Source organism: Paenibacillus sp. FSL M7-0656, assembly GCF_038003225.1.
Lineage (GTDB): Bacteria > Bacillota > Bacilli > Paenibacillales > Paenibacillaceae > Paenibacillus > Paenibacillus amylolyticus.
Map to the genome: position 1 here is coordinate 1,956,929 of NZ_JBBOOT010000001.1, position 13,796 is coordinate 1,970,724.

13 protein-coding genes are annotated in these 13,796 nt (G+C 47.4%); 2 read left to right on the plus strand and 11 right to left on the minus strand.

Annotated features, from left to right (window positions below; translation table 11 throughout):
• Nucleotides 1-207 precede the first annotated feature (207 nt).
• The 5 genes from MHI01_RS08425 to MHI01_RS08445 are packed head-to-tail and all read right to left on the minus strand — an operon-like array spanning nucleotide 208 to nucleotide 4,935.
• Nucleotides 208-981, minus strand: coding sequence for an ABC transporter permease (locus tag MHI01_RS08425; protein WP_340982923.1), 774 nt, complete (start codon nucleotides 979-981; stop codon nucleotides 208-210).
• Between the two features lie 17 nt (nucleotides 982-998).
• Entirely contained in the window at nucleotides 999-1,775 is a 777-nt protein-coding gene (locus MHI01_RS08430) for an ABC transporter ATP-binding protein (protein WP_100529296.1), read from the minus strand.
• A gap of 27 nt (nucleotides 1,776-1,802) precedes the next feature.
• Entirely contained in the window at nucleotides 1,803-2,858 is a 1,056-nt protein-coding gene (locus MHI01_RS08435) for an ABC transporter substrate-binding protein (protein WP_340982924.1), read from the minus strand.
• Nucleotides 2,859-2,870: 12 nt separating this feature from the next.
• Nucleotides 2,871-4,319, minus strand: coding sequence for an aryl-sulfate sulfotransferase (locus MHI01_RS08440; RefSeq protein ID WP_340982925.1), 1,449 nt, complete (start codon nucleotides 4,317-4,319; stop codon nucleotides 2,871-2,873).
• Nucleotides 4,320-4,377: 58 nt separating this feature from the next.
• A complete protein-coding gene (locus MHI01_RS08445; RefSeq protein WP_036670114.1) occupies nucleotides 4,378-4,935 on the minus strand; it encodes a MarR family winged helix-turn-helix transcriptional regulator in 558 nt (185 codons plus the stop codon).
• 387 nt (nucleotides 4,936-5,322) lie between these two features.
• Between MHI01_RS08445 and MHI01_RS08450 the strand changes: the two genes are divergently transcribed.
• Entirely contained in the window at nucleotides 5,323-5,730 is a 408-nt protein-coding gene (locus MHI01_RS08450; RefSeq protein ID WP_315372637.1) for a hypothetical protein, read from the plus strand.
• A gap of 122 nt (nucleotides 5,731-5,852) precedes the next feature.
• Here MHI01_RS08450 and MHI01_RS08455 read toward each other — a convergent pair whose 3' ends face one another.
• From MHI01_RS08455 to hemE, 6 genes are all read right to left on the minus strand, one after another.
• Entirely contained in the window at nucleotides 5,853-6,485 is a 633-nt protein-coding gene (locus tag MHI01_RS08455) for a fumarylacetoacetate hydrolase family protein (protein ID WP_338708339.1), read from the minus strand.
• A gap of 46 nt (nucleotides 6,486-6,531) precedes the next feature.
• The gene (locus MHI01_RS08460) at nucleotides 6,532-7,284 is read right to left on the minus strand and encodes a glycerophosphodiester phosphodiesterase (protein WP_091032254.1); all 753 of its coding nucleotides are present in this window, start codon (nucleotides 7,282-7,284) and stop codon (nucleotides 6,532-6,534) included.
• 24 nt (nucleotides 7,285-7,308) lie between these two features.
• The gene (locus MHI01_RS08465; protein ID WP_340982926.1) at nucleotides 7,309-8,730 is read right to left on the minus strand and encodes a CapA family protein; all 1,422 of its coding nucleotides are present in this window, start codon (nucleotides 8,728-8,730) and stop codon (nucleotides 7,309-7,311) included.
• A 182-nt stretch (nucleotides 8,731-8,912) separates the two neighbouring features.
• Nucleotides 8,913-10,337: a protoporphyrinogen oxidase gene (gene hemY / locus MHI01_RS08470; protein WP_340982927.1), complete on the minus strand. Its 1,425-nt coding sequence runs from the start codon at nucleotides 10,335-10,337 to the stop codon at nucleotides 8,913-8,915.
• Nucleotides 10,337-11,287: a ferrochelatase gene (gene hemH / locus MHI01_RS08475; RefSeq protein ID WP_036609705.1), complete on the minus strand. Its 951-nt coding sequence runs from the start codon at nucleotides 11,285-11,287 to the stop codon at nucleotides 10,337-10,339. The genes hemY and hemH overlap by 1 nt, the downstream gene beginning before the upstream one ends.
• A complete protein-coding gene (gene hemE, locus MHI01_RS08480; RefSeq protein ID WP_036609707.1) occupies nucleotides 11,280-12,344 on the minus strand; it encodes a uroporphyrinogen decarboxylase in 1,065 nt (354 codons plus the stop codon). The genes hemH and hemE overlap by 8 nt, the downstream gene beginning before the upstream one ends.
• A 204-nt stretch (nucleotides 12,345-12,548) precedes the next feature.
• On the opposite strand from hemE, the gene MHI01_RS08485 reads away from it, so the two are divergent.
• Nucleotides 12,549-13,760, plus strand: a complete 1,212-nt coding sequence (locus tag MHI01_RS08485) for an MFS transporter (RefSeq protein WP_211081777.1) — start codon at nucleotides 12,549-12,551, stop codon at nucleotides 13,758-13,760.
• Nucleotides 13,761-13,796: the final 36 nt, after the last annotated feature.

Below are 13,796 nucleotides of genomic sequence, written 5' to 3' on the forward strand. Positions count from 1 at the left end.
ATGTACAGCCCGCATGACGTTTATTGTATTTTTGAAATTCAATTATACCACGGTTTTATCCCAATGCCGAAACTCCTTACGCCAGCACACAAAAAACCTGTTTTGGCCTCGTGTAGAAGTGCCAAAACAGGTTATCGATCAAACGTTAAAATAAGATAACTTCCCTTTTCAAGTAACGTCTGTAATTCAATGTTCCTATGTCTTAATTTAGACCCGCTTCGCTCCGCCAATGACCCCATATCGGTAGAGTACTTTGCGACTAAACCAGTTGAACAAACGATCCGTCAGAAATCCCATAAAACCCAGGGAAATCAGTCCGACAAAGATCCAATCTGTTCGGAAAAAGAGTCTGGAGTTCCAGATTAAGTAACCCACTCCCTCATTGGAGGCAATCATCTCAGCACCGATTATGGCCATATACGAGGTTCCCATCGCCAGTCGCACACCTGTGAAGATATACGGGGTTGTCGCCGGAACAATCACATGCAGCAGAATCTGCCGTTCATTGGCTCCCATACTGCGGGCCGACCGGATTTTGTCTTCTTCAACGGAGAGTACACCTGTCAGTGTATTCAATACAACAATGAAGAAGGTTGCATACATAATGAGCGCGATCTTGGATTGCTCACCAATTCCGAACCACACCAGAAATAAGGTAATAAAGGCGATCGGCGGGATAAAACGTATAAAGTTAAGGAACGGTTCCGCGAACAGCCGGATGAGATGAACTTTGCCAATAATCAGCCCTACCGGAATAGCAATGATGCTTCCGAGTACCCACCCCGCCAGTACACGAGTGAAGCTGATTCCGATATACTCCATCAGCGTACCGTCAGCAATCAGTTCGCGTGCTCCCAGGATCGTATGCCACGGACCAGGGATTACGTCAGGCCCATAGATAAGGGCACCAAGCTGCCAGATTAAGATGACCGTTACCCATAGAAGCGGGATAGACACCCATTTTTTCTCCAACCATTTCATCTTGTATATCACCTCAATTATTCTTCAAAGTGGCCTTGAATTCGGTCATACAGGGTGTTGAACTCAGACGAGGCGATGTTCCTCGGATAAGGTAAGTTGTTATTGTAAATATCCGTTATATTTGAAGATGGACCTACGGACATAATGCCAATGCGCTCACCAAGCAATAACGCCTCCTGAATATCGTGTGTGACAAAGATAACGGTTTTATGGGTTTCTTTCCAAATATTCACCAGTTCCTTCTGCATGGTCCGTCTCGTCATCGCGTCCAGCGCACCGAATGGCTCATCCATCAGCAAGATCGCCGAGTCATTCGCAAGTACCCGGGCCAATTGAACCCGCTGCTTCATGCCACCCGAGAGTTCTTTCGGAAATTTCCCCTCATGAGCACTCAGTCCAACAAGCTGGATGTAACGATCAGAGATCTCACGTCGTTGTGTCTTAGGCACCTTGGACATTCGAAGTCCGAATTCAACATTTTCCCTCACAGTTAACCATGGAAAGAGAGAAGAATCCGCCTGCTGGAATACCATCGCCCGATCCCTGCCCGGTCTGTCGATCTCCTTGTTGTCTACCTTGAGCTGTCCGCCTGACTTGGAGATAAAGCCAGCGATCATATTCAGCAACGTTGACTTCCCACACCCACTGGGACCAAGCAGGACAAAGAACTCTCCTCCCTTGATAACCAGATCGACATCCTTAATGATATAATGCACATCCCCATTGGTCGGGGCATGATACGTTTTCCGAAGCTGTTCAATATGAATGGTATGCTGAGTTGCAGGTAAGGACATAACGGACACCTCCCACTTCCGTAAGAATTATTTACTAAATGTCACTTTTTCTGGCAGAGCCTGCTGGAGAGAAGTCAGATCGAGTTTGGTGTCGAGATCAAAATCCTTTTCGATGATTCCGGTGTCCACCATATATTGCTTCTGACCTGCCAAACTATCATAAGCAGCCTGCGTAAATCCAACTTCCCATGGATTGATCGGAAGGTCTTTCAACGTGGCATCTTTAGGCTGTTTGGTCTCTTGATACATCAGATCGGCAACCTCTTCAGGATGCGCTTGGGCATACGTGGATGCTTCATCCAGCGCCGCAAGGAAGTCACTGATCTTTTCAGGGTTTGCCTGGATGAATTCATTACTTGCTACCAGTCCCATACCAAGGCGTATAGGGGTCTGAGACATATCCGTCAGCTGATGTACTCCTTCGAGTGCATCGAATTTATCGGTTAACGCGGAACCTATGACCCAAGCGGCATCAAGGTCTCCCTGTTTCAGTGCGATGTAGGCTTCATCAAAAGCCCCCTGACCAATTTGCGTCACATCACTCAGCGCCACTCCCTGATCTTTCAAATATTCATCCCATAGATACGGAATAAATGTGCCTCGAATGAAACTCACTTTCTTGCCCTTCAAATCCGCTCCACTCTGAATATCCTCCCTTGCATACAGCTTCCAGGCGGCTGCCGCTTCATCCGTAGTCTGGCCTGCAGAAGCGATGACTGAATATTCCCCTTTAGACAAAGCATTTAATACAGGGAAGTCCGCCCCGTACGCAATATCTACCTGTTTGATAAATAGTGCATTTACACCTTCAGCCGGTGAGCCAAACGTAATACTCTCTGCATCAATGCCCCTGTTTTCAAAAAAACCTTTGGCAATGGCTACCCTGAACGTTGGGTTCGTACTTGTATCTGCGATTCGAATTTTTACATGATCGGTATTCTTGCCGGTAGCGTCTTTTGCTCCAGATCCTGCTACGTTTGAACTGCACCCGGATAATAGGAATGCCGTAGCCAGAAATAATATCAATATGCCGGTTACTATGGATGGTTTTCTCACAATATACACCCCATTCGATCTAGTCATGATTCTTGACGCCTAGCCGCCTGACTTGCCTTCATCCGACGTTGCCACACAGGCTGCACCCTCCACAAATGGAAGAGTTGTCTCTACGCTCACGATGGATGCAGAACCTTTGGGTGCTGCTCCCGGGACCCTGTAGGTGGAGACATCAATGGCTTCGATCGCAACTTCCTGCGGTTTCTCCAACTGTGGAACCCACTGATAAGGAACTCGATATGAGCGATAGACCATATTGGTATTCCGCCCATCGGTGTACGGGGAGACATACTCCCATACCAGCTCATGCTCCGCTGTCACTTCGAACAATCTGCCATTGGAACCCTCGGTTATTAGGGTGTTGCCGTTAGGTAAACGCTGGGCGGAACTGATGTATGGGCTATAAAATTTATAAGAATCCGTCGGAACTGAGAAACCTGCTTCTGCCGATGTATACTGCCAGACAATCTCCAGAGTGACCGGGTTAATCTCCAGTACACGGGAGTGATCCCGAATCGCATGTTTCAATCCAAATGGAGAAGCCGGATTTGGGGGGCCGTAACCTGCCCAGCCGCCATTGTCGAATACGAGCAAGTTGCCTTCTCCTGGTAGACCTTGGGGAATGATATGTGCATGATGCTGCCCGATAATTGTGCCGATGTGTTTCGCTTCAGTTGAAGTATAGTCTGGCCCTAATCTCCACACGATCTTTCCACTCTGTCTGTCTGTAATGGCAATAATATTGGCCTCTCTGGCATCCCAGATAATATTGTCGGGGTGGAACCGTTCGTCTCCTTCTTCATAGAAACGGTTGGGTCCGACATAAGAGGCAGAATTAATATGTAACCAGTCACCAACGCCACCACCCAGATGACCGAAAGAACGTGTATTCGGATCACGGAACAGGACATTTCGAGCAGCTTCATCAAAACCTAATTCTTCAAAATGTTCGTTAGGCAGCCACTCCCAGAGTACCTTCCCTTCCCAATCCACTTCGATAATGGCATCATCAAGCAATGGCTTATCTGAAATTTGCGGGTTACTCACATTTTTGTGTGCCAGAATAAGGGTTTTACCACTCTTCGTCTTTGGCGCAAGGCCAGGTGCATAATAACCTACCGGATTCCCCTCACGCTGATAATCATGATGCTGGCGGGCATACCATAGTGGCTCATACCCCGGATCTTCGATGTGTTCGTAGCTATTGTATTTCCATACAATGTTGCCGTCCCAATCCACTTGGACCAGATCGACATTATCCTGAATACCGAACTTCGGATCTCTCCGACCCGTGCTGCCCAGCACATAGCCGCCAGGTAATATTTTGGCCGGAAAACCTAACAATCCTTTCCACAGGTGAACCTCCTTGCCATTCATATCGATCAATACTACGCCTTCTTCACCTGCCTGATAAACGGTATAACCGCCCCAAGCCTTATCCGGATTGTATAACGTCGCTCCAGTTGGATATATTGTTGAGTGTCCCATTGATCATCTCTCCCTAGAATGTTTGTGGTATATCAAATGTCGTTACATTGACCCAACCTCAATAACTGAGATAGTTCCTCTTCCCAGCATTGTCCCGCTGCTTCTGCTCAAGGTCACTTGTGGAGGACCGATTATGTTCTTGTATCCCGTTGCTCTCCGCCAATTCCAGCACCGTGTCCGAGAATCCCTCCAGATTCGCTACTACCCGCTCGTAGAATTGACTTTGCTGCTCCAGTTCCTCACTCGTAAAACCCTCAAACAGAAGCGTGATACATCGGGCACCGATATTGCTGTTTCTCGCATACATCTCCCGACCGCTGGATGTGATGTCCAGTAAAACCGTCCGGCGATCGTCTTCCTTTCGTCTGCGGATGGTGAGTCCCTTTTTTTCCAACTTATCGGTTAGAGCAGTAATGGCACCGGATGTAAAGTCCAACTGTTCTGCCAGATCTCCAAGCCGCTGTTCTCCCTCACGAATGATTTTGTGCAGGATAAGCATGCCTGGCAGGCTGATACCTTCTACAGAGATGCGATCCCGCTCTTTGACAAATCGTCTGACCATTTTGCGAAATAACCAATCCGTCCGCTCCAACGCTTCCCAGTCTCTATCACTCATTTCATAACCTCCTTGATCGTTTGAAGCTTCAATAAAGATACAAAAAAAGGCCCCCGAGGACATTCCTTAGAGGAGTAGTCCCGGGAGCCTTTGGTGGTCCAATCAGCTCAATGCAGTTTTCAGTTCAAATTAGTTCACTGTTCATTTAATGAGTATTAAAATAATTGAGATTATCATATAACCAACTAACCCAACCTGTCAAGTGAGAATTAAAATATAGATCTACTTTTACAGTCATTACCCGCCGGTTTGAAATTACTTATCCTGTTTTAAGTTTCACTTCAGGTTTCCCGTTTACACTATTCTCAGATCGAAACATCTACAACTACATCAACGACAAGGCTACGATTCAGTTCGTACTCAACTACAGAAATGAGGATTATCCATATGAATATGAAAAGAGTCATTATTATAGGCACAATGATTGTCACTATGTCCTTCGCTGGAACAGCCTGGGGCCAGTCTGCCATCTCTCCCATACCTACTGCTAAATGGTCCATCGTTGACTTGGACACTCGTGAGGGAAGCAGTGATGAGCTGCTCGACGCTCTGAATCAGGCTTCAGAAGTGGATCTGTACCAGGAACTGTACAACGGCAAATCACTGAGGACGATTACGGAAGAAAACAACGGGAATTTGGATGAGGTCATTGCTATACAAGTAAGGCAGCTCAAGGAACAGTTGGATGAACGGCTCGCAAATGGAAGTATCAGCTCGGAGCAACATGCTGCACAACAAGCTGAACTGGAAGAGTTGGTCACACAGAGCGCAAATACAGCATACAGCTTGGCCTAGATTAGTAGCGTATCCGTACGATGAAGATATAAACATATATCCACGATAACACAGCAAAAAGGAGCGTATTCACGCCCCTTTCTTGTACCCTACTCACCTCAAGCAGGTATGATGTGTAATCCTTATTGTGCTGCCCCAATCGTGCAGGCACCCAAGGATTCGCCGTCCCATGCCAGTTCGAGCACATCTCCTGCTTGTGTTGGTCCAACACCTTCAGGTGTTCCTGTAAAAATGACATCGCCCGGCCCCAGGCCGTAATGGTGACCTACATAATCCACAATATCTTGTAAACTGAAGATCATGTTACGAATATTACCACGCTGGACTTCCTCACCATTTTTGGTCAATGTAAAGTCTTTCTCAAGTAAAGCTGCCGCACCCGGGAATGCCTGAAATGCAGTAACCGGAGCGGAATTTCTGAACCCTTTGGCCGCTGTCCATGGGTGGCCCTTTTTCTTAATCACACTCTGTACGTCACGTAACGTAAAATCAATACCAAATGCATACGCATCCACCAGCTCATCTACCGCCATACCTGGCTCATAACTCCGGCCGATTTGTACGACCAGTTCAGCTTCATAGTGAACTTCACCCTTGGTAGCAGGCAATTCAAGCGTTTCACCATTCAGGGGCACGACTGCATGGGAAGGTTTCATAAAGATCATTGGCTCATCCGGAACCGCGTTACCCAATTCTTCCGCATGAAGTTTATAATTGCGTCCTACACAGTATACATTGCGAATGTTAGTCAACATGGGTATATTACCACCTTTATCGGATTCATTAGTGCATATAGTAAAGTTAAGGTCTGAAAAATCGGCTACTTGTCTCCTGAAATGCCAGCTCCCACACGTCAGGACGGTTCGTACATAACATCAGTTCTGGATCAACTGCCGCCAGTTTCTTCATAATGGTCTTGTCATCCACTGTCCAAGCCATCACCCGAATACCTGCACTCCGCATCTCGTTCATTAAAGATTTGTCTACATTGGTGTATCCAATTGAGAGGAATGTACAATTCATCTGCCGCAGCGCGGTTAACAGATCACCTGGTCGTGCATCGATAATCAGCCCCGTCTGGATCTCCGGTGCAAGTTTCTTCACTTCGATCAGAGCGGCTGGTTCAAATGAGGTAATCACAACATCATTTTGCATATGTCTTTTTCTCACTTCATGTATAACAGCCGCAGGCAGACCCGGGTACATGTCTCCCTGCGTTTTCAGTTCAATGTTCAAACGTACTCTGCCGCACGAGCGATCTAACAATTCACTTAGCGCCGGAATCCGTTCGCCTTTGTAAGACTTATTTTTCCACGATCCCGCATCCAGTCGTTGCAGATCAGCCCAATCGGTTTCCCGAACCAGGCCCTTGCCATTTGTCGTGCGATCCACTGTAAAATCATGAATGACCACGGGTACACCATCACGCGACAACTGCACATCCAGCTCCATCCACTGAACTTCAGGCCGCTCCATGGCCATAAGGAATGCAGCCATCGTATTTTCTGGTGCAATAGAAGAAAATCCACGGTGTGCTACACAAAGGTTGTTCATTCGATTCCCTCCTCAAAAAGGTTTTTAATTAGGCGAAGCGACTCCATTCCCATCATATCGAATACCAGGAGAGAGCTTTGCCATCTGTGCCAACAGCAGTTTGTTCGCCTCATTAATCATTGGAATGGCCTGACCTAGCCCGGCCTCATAAGGGATAACTTTCATGCTGCAAGCTGCATCTTGACTACAGCGAGCCTGAAATACCGCCGTTTTCCAAGTCTCTTCGGTTGTTGATCTGGAGAAAATGAAATTTCCCGTACTGTATGCAATCCACTTCCCCTTATAGTACTCCAACCCTTGCAACACATGAGGATGGCCACCTATGACCAGATCAGCGCCAGCATCTACAAACTCATGAGCCAATCGGGTCTGGTCACTATTCGGAGTACTTACACGTTCCTCTCCCCAATGTGCAACCACGATCACCAGATCAGCCTTCTTACGTGCCTCCTGGATCGCTTTGACTGCTCCTGTGGAATCATAGGCTTCAGCCACGCCAGCCCGATTGCCTTCCGCCTTCCAACTCGTTTCCGGTACAACTCGGGAGAATCCAAGCAATGCAATCTTCATGCCTTTGCGTTCCAGATATGCTGGTGCATAGGCCTCATCCCTGTTCATACCTGCCCCGGTGTGAGCTATGCCATATTCCTTGAGATAAGTTAACGTATCCACCAAGCCCTCTACGCCCTGATCCAGAATATGATTATTGGCCAAATTCACAGCATCAAAACCGGCTGAAGCCATTGCCGCCAATGCTTTGGGCGATGATTTGTAGACATAGGTTTTATCAGCTGCACTGGTACCACCATGAGTTATTGGTGTCTCCAGGTTACCGATGGTAAGATCATCATCCTTGAATAATCTGCCGAGTTTGGCAAAGGGATAATCATAACCGTTTTTATCCAGCAGTTCAGCAACTTTGCCCGAGAATTGAATATCACCAACAAAGTTAATCGTGACATCCTTCGCTGAATTGGAAGGTTTCGACGTCCCTGATTCCTGATCCACACCTGCATTTCCCTTGGTGCTGGATGGTGTCGAAGTTGCCACAGGTTTTTTCGTTTCGGATTCTGCTTTCTCACTATTGGTATTGCTTGAAGTGTCAGGTGTCGCTACTCCCGTTGTCTTTTCTACATCCTCTGTTGTCTCTTCATCCGTAGCTTTAGGATCTTCTTCCGAAGTCTCATCTGATTCCGAGTCTGGAGAACTTACTTGATCGCCGCCTTTGGCATCGTCTCCAATGGAAGGCTGATCCTGATCGACGATTTCTTGTTTCACTGGCTGGTCTGCCTGTTGCTGACGTGAATCAATGACATAAAAAATGCCCACCAGACCAATTGCAATGATCAATACAATATTAACTGTCCAGATGATTGTGATTGTATTGCGGGTGCGTTTACTACCTTTTTTCTTCTTTACACTTCGCTCTGATCTTGGGGGATACATAAGCAACTCCTCTTCTTCACAGCCATACATACCATTATATCAGGCATATTCTGGATTTCCATCATTCCTTGGAACTGTATCGATTGAAAGGGTATGAACTCAGTTAGCTTCCAGATCTTCACATAAAAAAAGCCATCTCTCCAGTAGATAATTCTACGTTTGAGACAGCTCTCTTGCTGTACTTAATCTGCTGCAAGCTCTTGTGTAGCCTGAACAGACATTTCCTTCGCTTGTCTGATGCAATCAGGCAAGCCTACGCCCTCATAACCTGCACCTGCAATGTACACACCCGGTAATTTGCTGCCAAGCTCCTCACGGAGGGCGGCAATATGTTGGAGGTGTCCCACCGGATACTGTGGCATGGATTTACGTAGCCTAGTAATCTCGGAGAAGATCGGCACTGCTTCAATACCCATCGTCTCTCTCAGATCCTTGAGAACCAGATTCGTCAGCGCTTCATCCGGAAGCTCTACGTTCTGTTCGTCACCGGAGCGACCAACATAACAGCGGAGCAGTACTTTATCATCCGGGCTGGTATGCAGCCATTTCGTCGATGTCCACGTACAAGCCGTAATATTCCGGCCCTCTTTCCGCGGAACGAGGAAACCCGACCCGTCGAATACATGCTCCACCTCTTTTTTCTCAAAAGCGAGCACTACATTGGCTACAGACACATAGTTAATCGCATCCAGTGCCGCTGTGTCCACGTGAGGCTTCAACAGCTCCGACGCAACATATGTTGGCACAGTAACCACTACATCATCGGCTTCAAGCATTTCGCCATTCCCCAGTTCAACACGATATCTGGTCTCCGCTTCGTCAAGACGTTGCAACGACTTCACTGCGGTGTTCAGACGCTGATCCACATCCTGCAGTTCATGTACGAGGGCGTGAACAAGGCTCTGCAACCCCTGGCGAAAGTTCAGAAAGGCACTTCGTTTTGTTCCGGTATGCGTCTCAGCCGGTTTGCGCCCCGTCATCATGCCCCGGATCAAGCTGCCGTAATCGCGCTCTACTTCTCCGAACTGCGGGAAGGTAGCCTGGAGGCTCAATCGCCGCATATCACCTGCATAGATTCCCGCGAGCAGTGGTTCCGTCAAGTTCTCCAGCACTTCTGCTCCAAGACGGCGTTCAATCATATAACCGAGCGATTCATCCTCTGTTGTACGACGCGGCGGGATGACAAAATCCATCAACGCCCGCAGTTTGCCTGCCGGAGAGACCAGTCCACTTCTCAAGAATGGTCTTAGTTCTGTCGGGATACCGAGCACAAGTCCTGCTGGCATAGGATGAAGCTTGCCACGCTGCATGATATACGTTTTCTTCGACTCCGGATTCTGACTGACCAATTCATGATCAATCTCCAATTCTTTGGCAAGATCAATCATTGCTGTTTTGCGAGCCAGGAAAGAATCGGGCCCTTTTTCAATCACAAATCCATCCCGGTGCAGTGTCTCAATCATGCCTCCCATGGACGAGCTTTTCTCGACCAAAGTAATCACAGGTTCAACTCCTGCTTCCCGGTAATGCTTGCGGATATAAAATGCCGCGCTGAGGCCGGTAAGGCCACCGCCGACAACAACAACACGGCGTTTCTTATCATCCATTACTCATCCGACCCTTGCTGCCATTGGCTTATAATAACGTCGCTTAACGTCTCCATGTATAGAGGATCGCTATTGAGAGAATCAATACGCATCAGGCGCATGTCGATCTCTTTGGCAATCGATTTGGCCTCAATATCAAGATCATAGAGCACTTCGAGATGATCCGAGACAAACCCGATTGGTGCCACAAGCACATCCTCTACCTGTTCACGAGAAAGCTCCTGTAACGTATCCAGAATATCCGGTCCAAGCCAAGGCTCAGCTGTTCGTCCGGCACTCTGCCACGTAAATTGCCAATTGGTTATGCCTACACGTGATGCAATCACTTCCGAAGTCTCCAGCAATTGTTGCGGGTATGGATCACCCATCTCCACAATACGCGCCGGCAGACTGTGCGCACTAAACAACACCTTCACATCTCCGCGTTTTGCTCCAGCTTCTTCGAACGCATCCAACTTGGCACTGACACGTGTGGACAACGCCTGAATTAACTTCGGATGCAGATGATAACTCTCAATAAAGGACATATGAACGCCCAGCTCTTCTGCTTTTTCACGCGCACGTTTGATATAACTGCCTACACTCATCGTGGAAAAATGAGGAGCCAGTACAATACCAATCGCTGTCTGAATTCCATCCTTCGCCATCTGCTCCACGCCATCCTCAATAAACGGATAGGCATGCTTCAGTCCTTGATAACAACGGAATTCCACATCAGTGCCACGCTCATCGCGGTTTAATGTCTCTTGAAGGGCCTTGACCTGATTGTCTGTGTTCTCCCGAAGTGGGAAAACACCGCCAACAATGGCTTCATAACGATCCGTCAGTTCTTTCAATTGCTCTGGTTCAGGCGGACGTCCTCTGCGGATATGTGTGTAATACGCTTCAACACTCTCCATATTTTCCGGTGTGCCATACGACATCACCAGTACACCTACAGTATTAGTCATTGGTTACCGTCACCCCACTCTTCATTGCTTCGGCAGAATATTCATGAATATACGCCGTTAGTTCTCTGAGCTTCTCTAGCGATGCTTCAGGAAATAATCCGTGTCCGAGGTTGAAAATATAACCCGGCTCCTTGATTCCTTCGTCAATAATCACTTTGGCTTGCTCTTTAATCAGTTCCATCGGGGCAGTCAGCAAATATGGGTCCAGGTTACCCTGTACTGCAAATTTGCCGCCAAGACGTTGACGCCCTTCCGAAATGGATACTCTCCAGTCCAGTCCAATCACATCGGCTTGCAAATTATGCAGGGCTGGCAACAACTCACCGGATGCAACACCAGGGAAATAAATCTTCGGTACATTCAAATCCGATAATTCGGTAAAGATACGGGTAATCGTAGGCAACACATATGTTCTGAAGTCTTTGGGAGAAAGTGCTCCAACCCAGCTGTCAAACAACTGGAATGCCTTACCGCCATTCGCAATATGCGCACGGACATATGTAATAACCATATCACCAAGCTTCTGCATCAGCTTATGCCACACCTCAGGCTCGCTGTACATCATCGTTTTGGTGCGGATATACCCTTTCGAAGGTCTTCCTTCAATCAGATAACTCGCAATCGTGAATGGTGCGCCCGCAAACGTAATAAGAGGCACATCAAGCTCCTTATCCAGAATTCGAATGGTTTCCAGAATATGTGACAGATCTCCTTCTACGTCGATGGGACGCAGCCGATCCACATCTGCAGCGGACCGAATAGGATTATCGATAACTGGACCAATATTTTTTACAATGTCAAAATCAATGCCCAGAGAGGCAACCGGATTCATAATATCGGAATACAAAATAGCCGCATCTACACCAAGTTTGCGTACCGGCATGAGTGTAACTTCAGCCGCCAGCTCGGGTTGTTTGCAGATTTCTAGCAAGGAGTACTTTTCTTTAATTTTGCGATATTCAGGATCGTAACGTCCAGCTTGACGCATGTACCATACCGGGACACGGTCTACCTGTTGTTTAAAACTTGCCCGAATCAGTCGATCATTATAGCTCATGTAAGAAGCCTCCAATAGTTTTTGGACTCATAATTACCATTATGCCCTTTTTAAACAGCCGTAACAACCACATGCAGATGCGTTCTACGTGACAATACTATGACATTCCTTACACCCATCCCTCATATGCCAATTATGTTATAATGAAAGAATGGTGTTTTTTTGAGAATTACAGAAATATCTTTGAAAGGAAGTGAAAGCACTTTGAAAACGTGGAAAGTAAACCTCATTGTGCTTTGGTTCGGACAATTTTTGGTCAATTCGGGCATGACCATGATTACCCCATTTTTGTCTCTTTATCTCGCAAGAGATCTGGGTGTTGTTGGCGAACATGAAATTGGCATTTGGGCGGGGTTTATTTTTGCAGCCAATTTCCTCACCTCATTTTTGTTCCAACCACTCTGGGGCAAGTTATCGGACAAGTATGGCCGTAAAGTTATGCTGCTGCGGTCGGGATTCGGGATGGCCATCGTAATTGCCCTTATGGGTCTGGCACAGAATCCTTGGCAGCTTCTCTTATTGCGTTTGCTTAACGGTACCATCTCCGGTTTCAATCCTGCAGCTGTTGCACTGATATCGGGTACCACTCCGAAAGACCGCATGGGTTTTGCCATGGGAATCAGTCAGTCCGGGCAGGTTGCCGGCACCATCCTGGGTCCACTCATTGGTGGCTTGTTAGCGGATGCGGTAGGCTTCCGCCCCATTTTCTACATTACAGGTGGACTGATCTTTGTTGCTTCCATGCTCGCCATGTTCCTGGTCAGAGAGAAGTTTGACCGTCAAGAAGCAGCCAAACTGCCGGCACAATCCGTATTATCCGGTCTGAAGGAATTGAACAAGTCACCTCAACTGCCCGCACTGTTTGCTGTGACGTTTCTGTTGCAGTTTGCAATGATCAGCCCCATGTCACTCTTGCCGCTGTATGTGCAAAAATTGCATGCTTCGGATGTAAATGTGGCCTTCTGGGCAGGACTTGTCGGTGCAGTTACGGGACTATCCAATATGGCAATGTCTCCGATTCTCGGGAAGCTGAGTGACCGGATTGGTCCTCACAAGGTGCTGACGTTCTCCCTCATAGGAACAGGACTCATGCTTATCCCGCAGGCATTTGTTCAGACCGTGTGGCAGCTCATTATAGTTCGTTTCATGATGGGTGTGTTCATGGGTGGCTTGCTTCCAAGCGTTAATGCCCTGATCCGTTCCTATACATCAGATAGCATGATTAGCCGTGCATTCAGTTTTAATACGAGTACTCTGGCGCTGGGCAACATGCTTGGAGCGATCATTGGAGGTTTTATGGCAGGATTCATCGGGATCGAAGGTCTGTTTATCGTATCTGGCGGACTGCTGCTGCTTAATATGGTTTGGGTCCGATTCAAATTGTATAACAAACCTGCTTCTATTCGGGAATCCTGATTCCCTATCCATTTCTTAATGAGTCCATCTTACTGT

Excerpts from the sequence above, each read along its gene's own strand:
- MHI01_RS08425 (WP_340982923.1), bottom strand. The coding sequence starts at position 981 with ATGAAATGGTTGGAGAAAAAATGGGTGTCTATCCCGCTTCTATGGGTA.
- MHI01_RS08430 (WP_100529296.1), bottom strand. The coding sequence starts at position 1,775 with ATGTCCTTACCTGCAACTCAGCATACCATTCATATTGAACAGCTTCGG.
- MHI01_RS08435 (WP_340982924.1), bottom strand. The coding sequence starts at position 2,858 with ATGACTAGATCGAATGGGGTGTATATTGTGAGAAAACCATCCATAGTA.
- MHI01_RS08440 (WP_340982925.1), bottom strand. The coding sequence starts at position 4,319 with ATGGGACACTCAACAATATATCCAACTGGAGCGACGTTATACAATCCG.
- MHI01_RS08445 (WP_036670114.1), bottom strand. The coding sequence starts at position 4,935 with ATGAGTGATAGAGACTGGGAAGCGTTGGAGCGGACGGATTGGTTATTT.
- MHI01_RS08450 (WP_315372637.1), top strand. The coding sequence starts at position 5,323 with ATGAATATGAAAAGAGTCATTATTATAGGCACAATGATTGTCACTATG.
- MHI01_RS08455 (WP_338708339.1), bottom strand. The coding sequence starts at position 6,485 with ATGTTGACTAACATTCGCAATGTATACTGTGTAGGACGCAATTATAAA.
- MHI01_RS08460 (WP_091032254.1), bottom strand. The coding sequence starts at position 7,284 with ATGAACAACCTTTGTGTAGCACACCGTGGATTTTCTTCTATTGCACCA.
- MHI01_RS08465 (WP_340982926.1), bottom strand. The coding sequence starts at position 8,730 with ATGTATCCCCCAAGATCAGAGCGAAGTGTAAAGAAGAAAAAAGGTAGT.
- hemY (WP_340982927.1), bottom strand. The coding sequence starts at position 10,337 with ATGGATGATAAGAAACGCCGTGTTGTTGTTGTCGGCGGTGGCCTTACC.
- hemH (WP_036609705.1), bottom strand. The coding sequence starts at position 11,287 with ATGACTAATACTGTAGGTGTACTGGTGATGTCGTATGGCACACCGGAA.
- hemE (WP_036609707.1), bottom strand. The coding sequence starts at position 12,344 with ATGAGCTATAATGATCGACTGATTCGGGCAAGTTTTAAACAACAGGTA.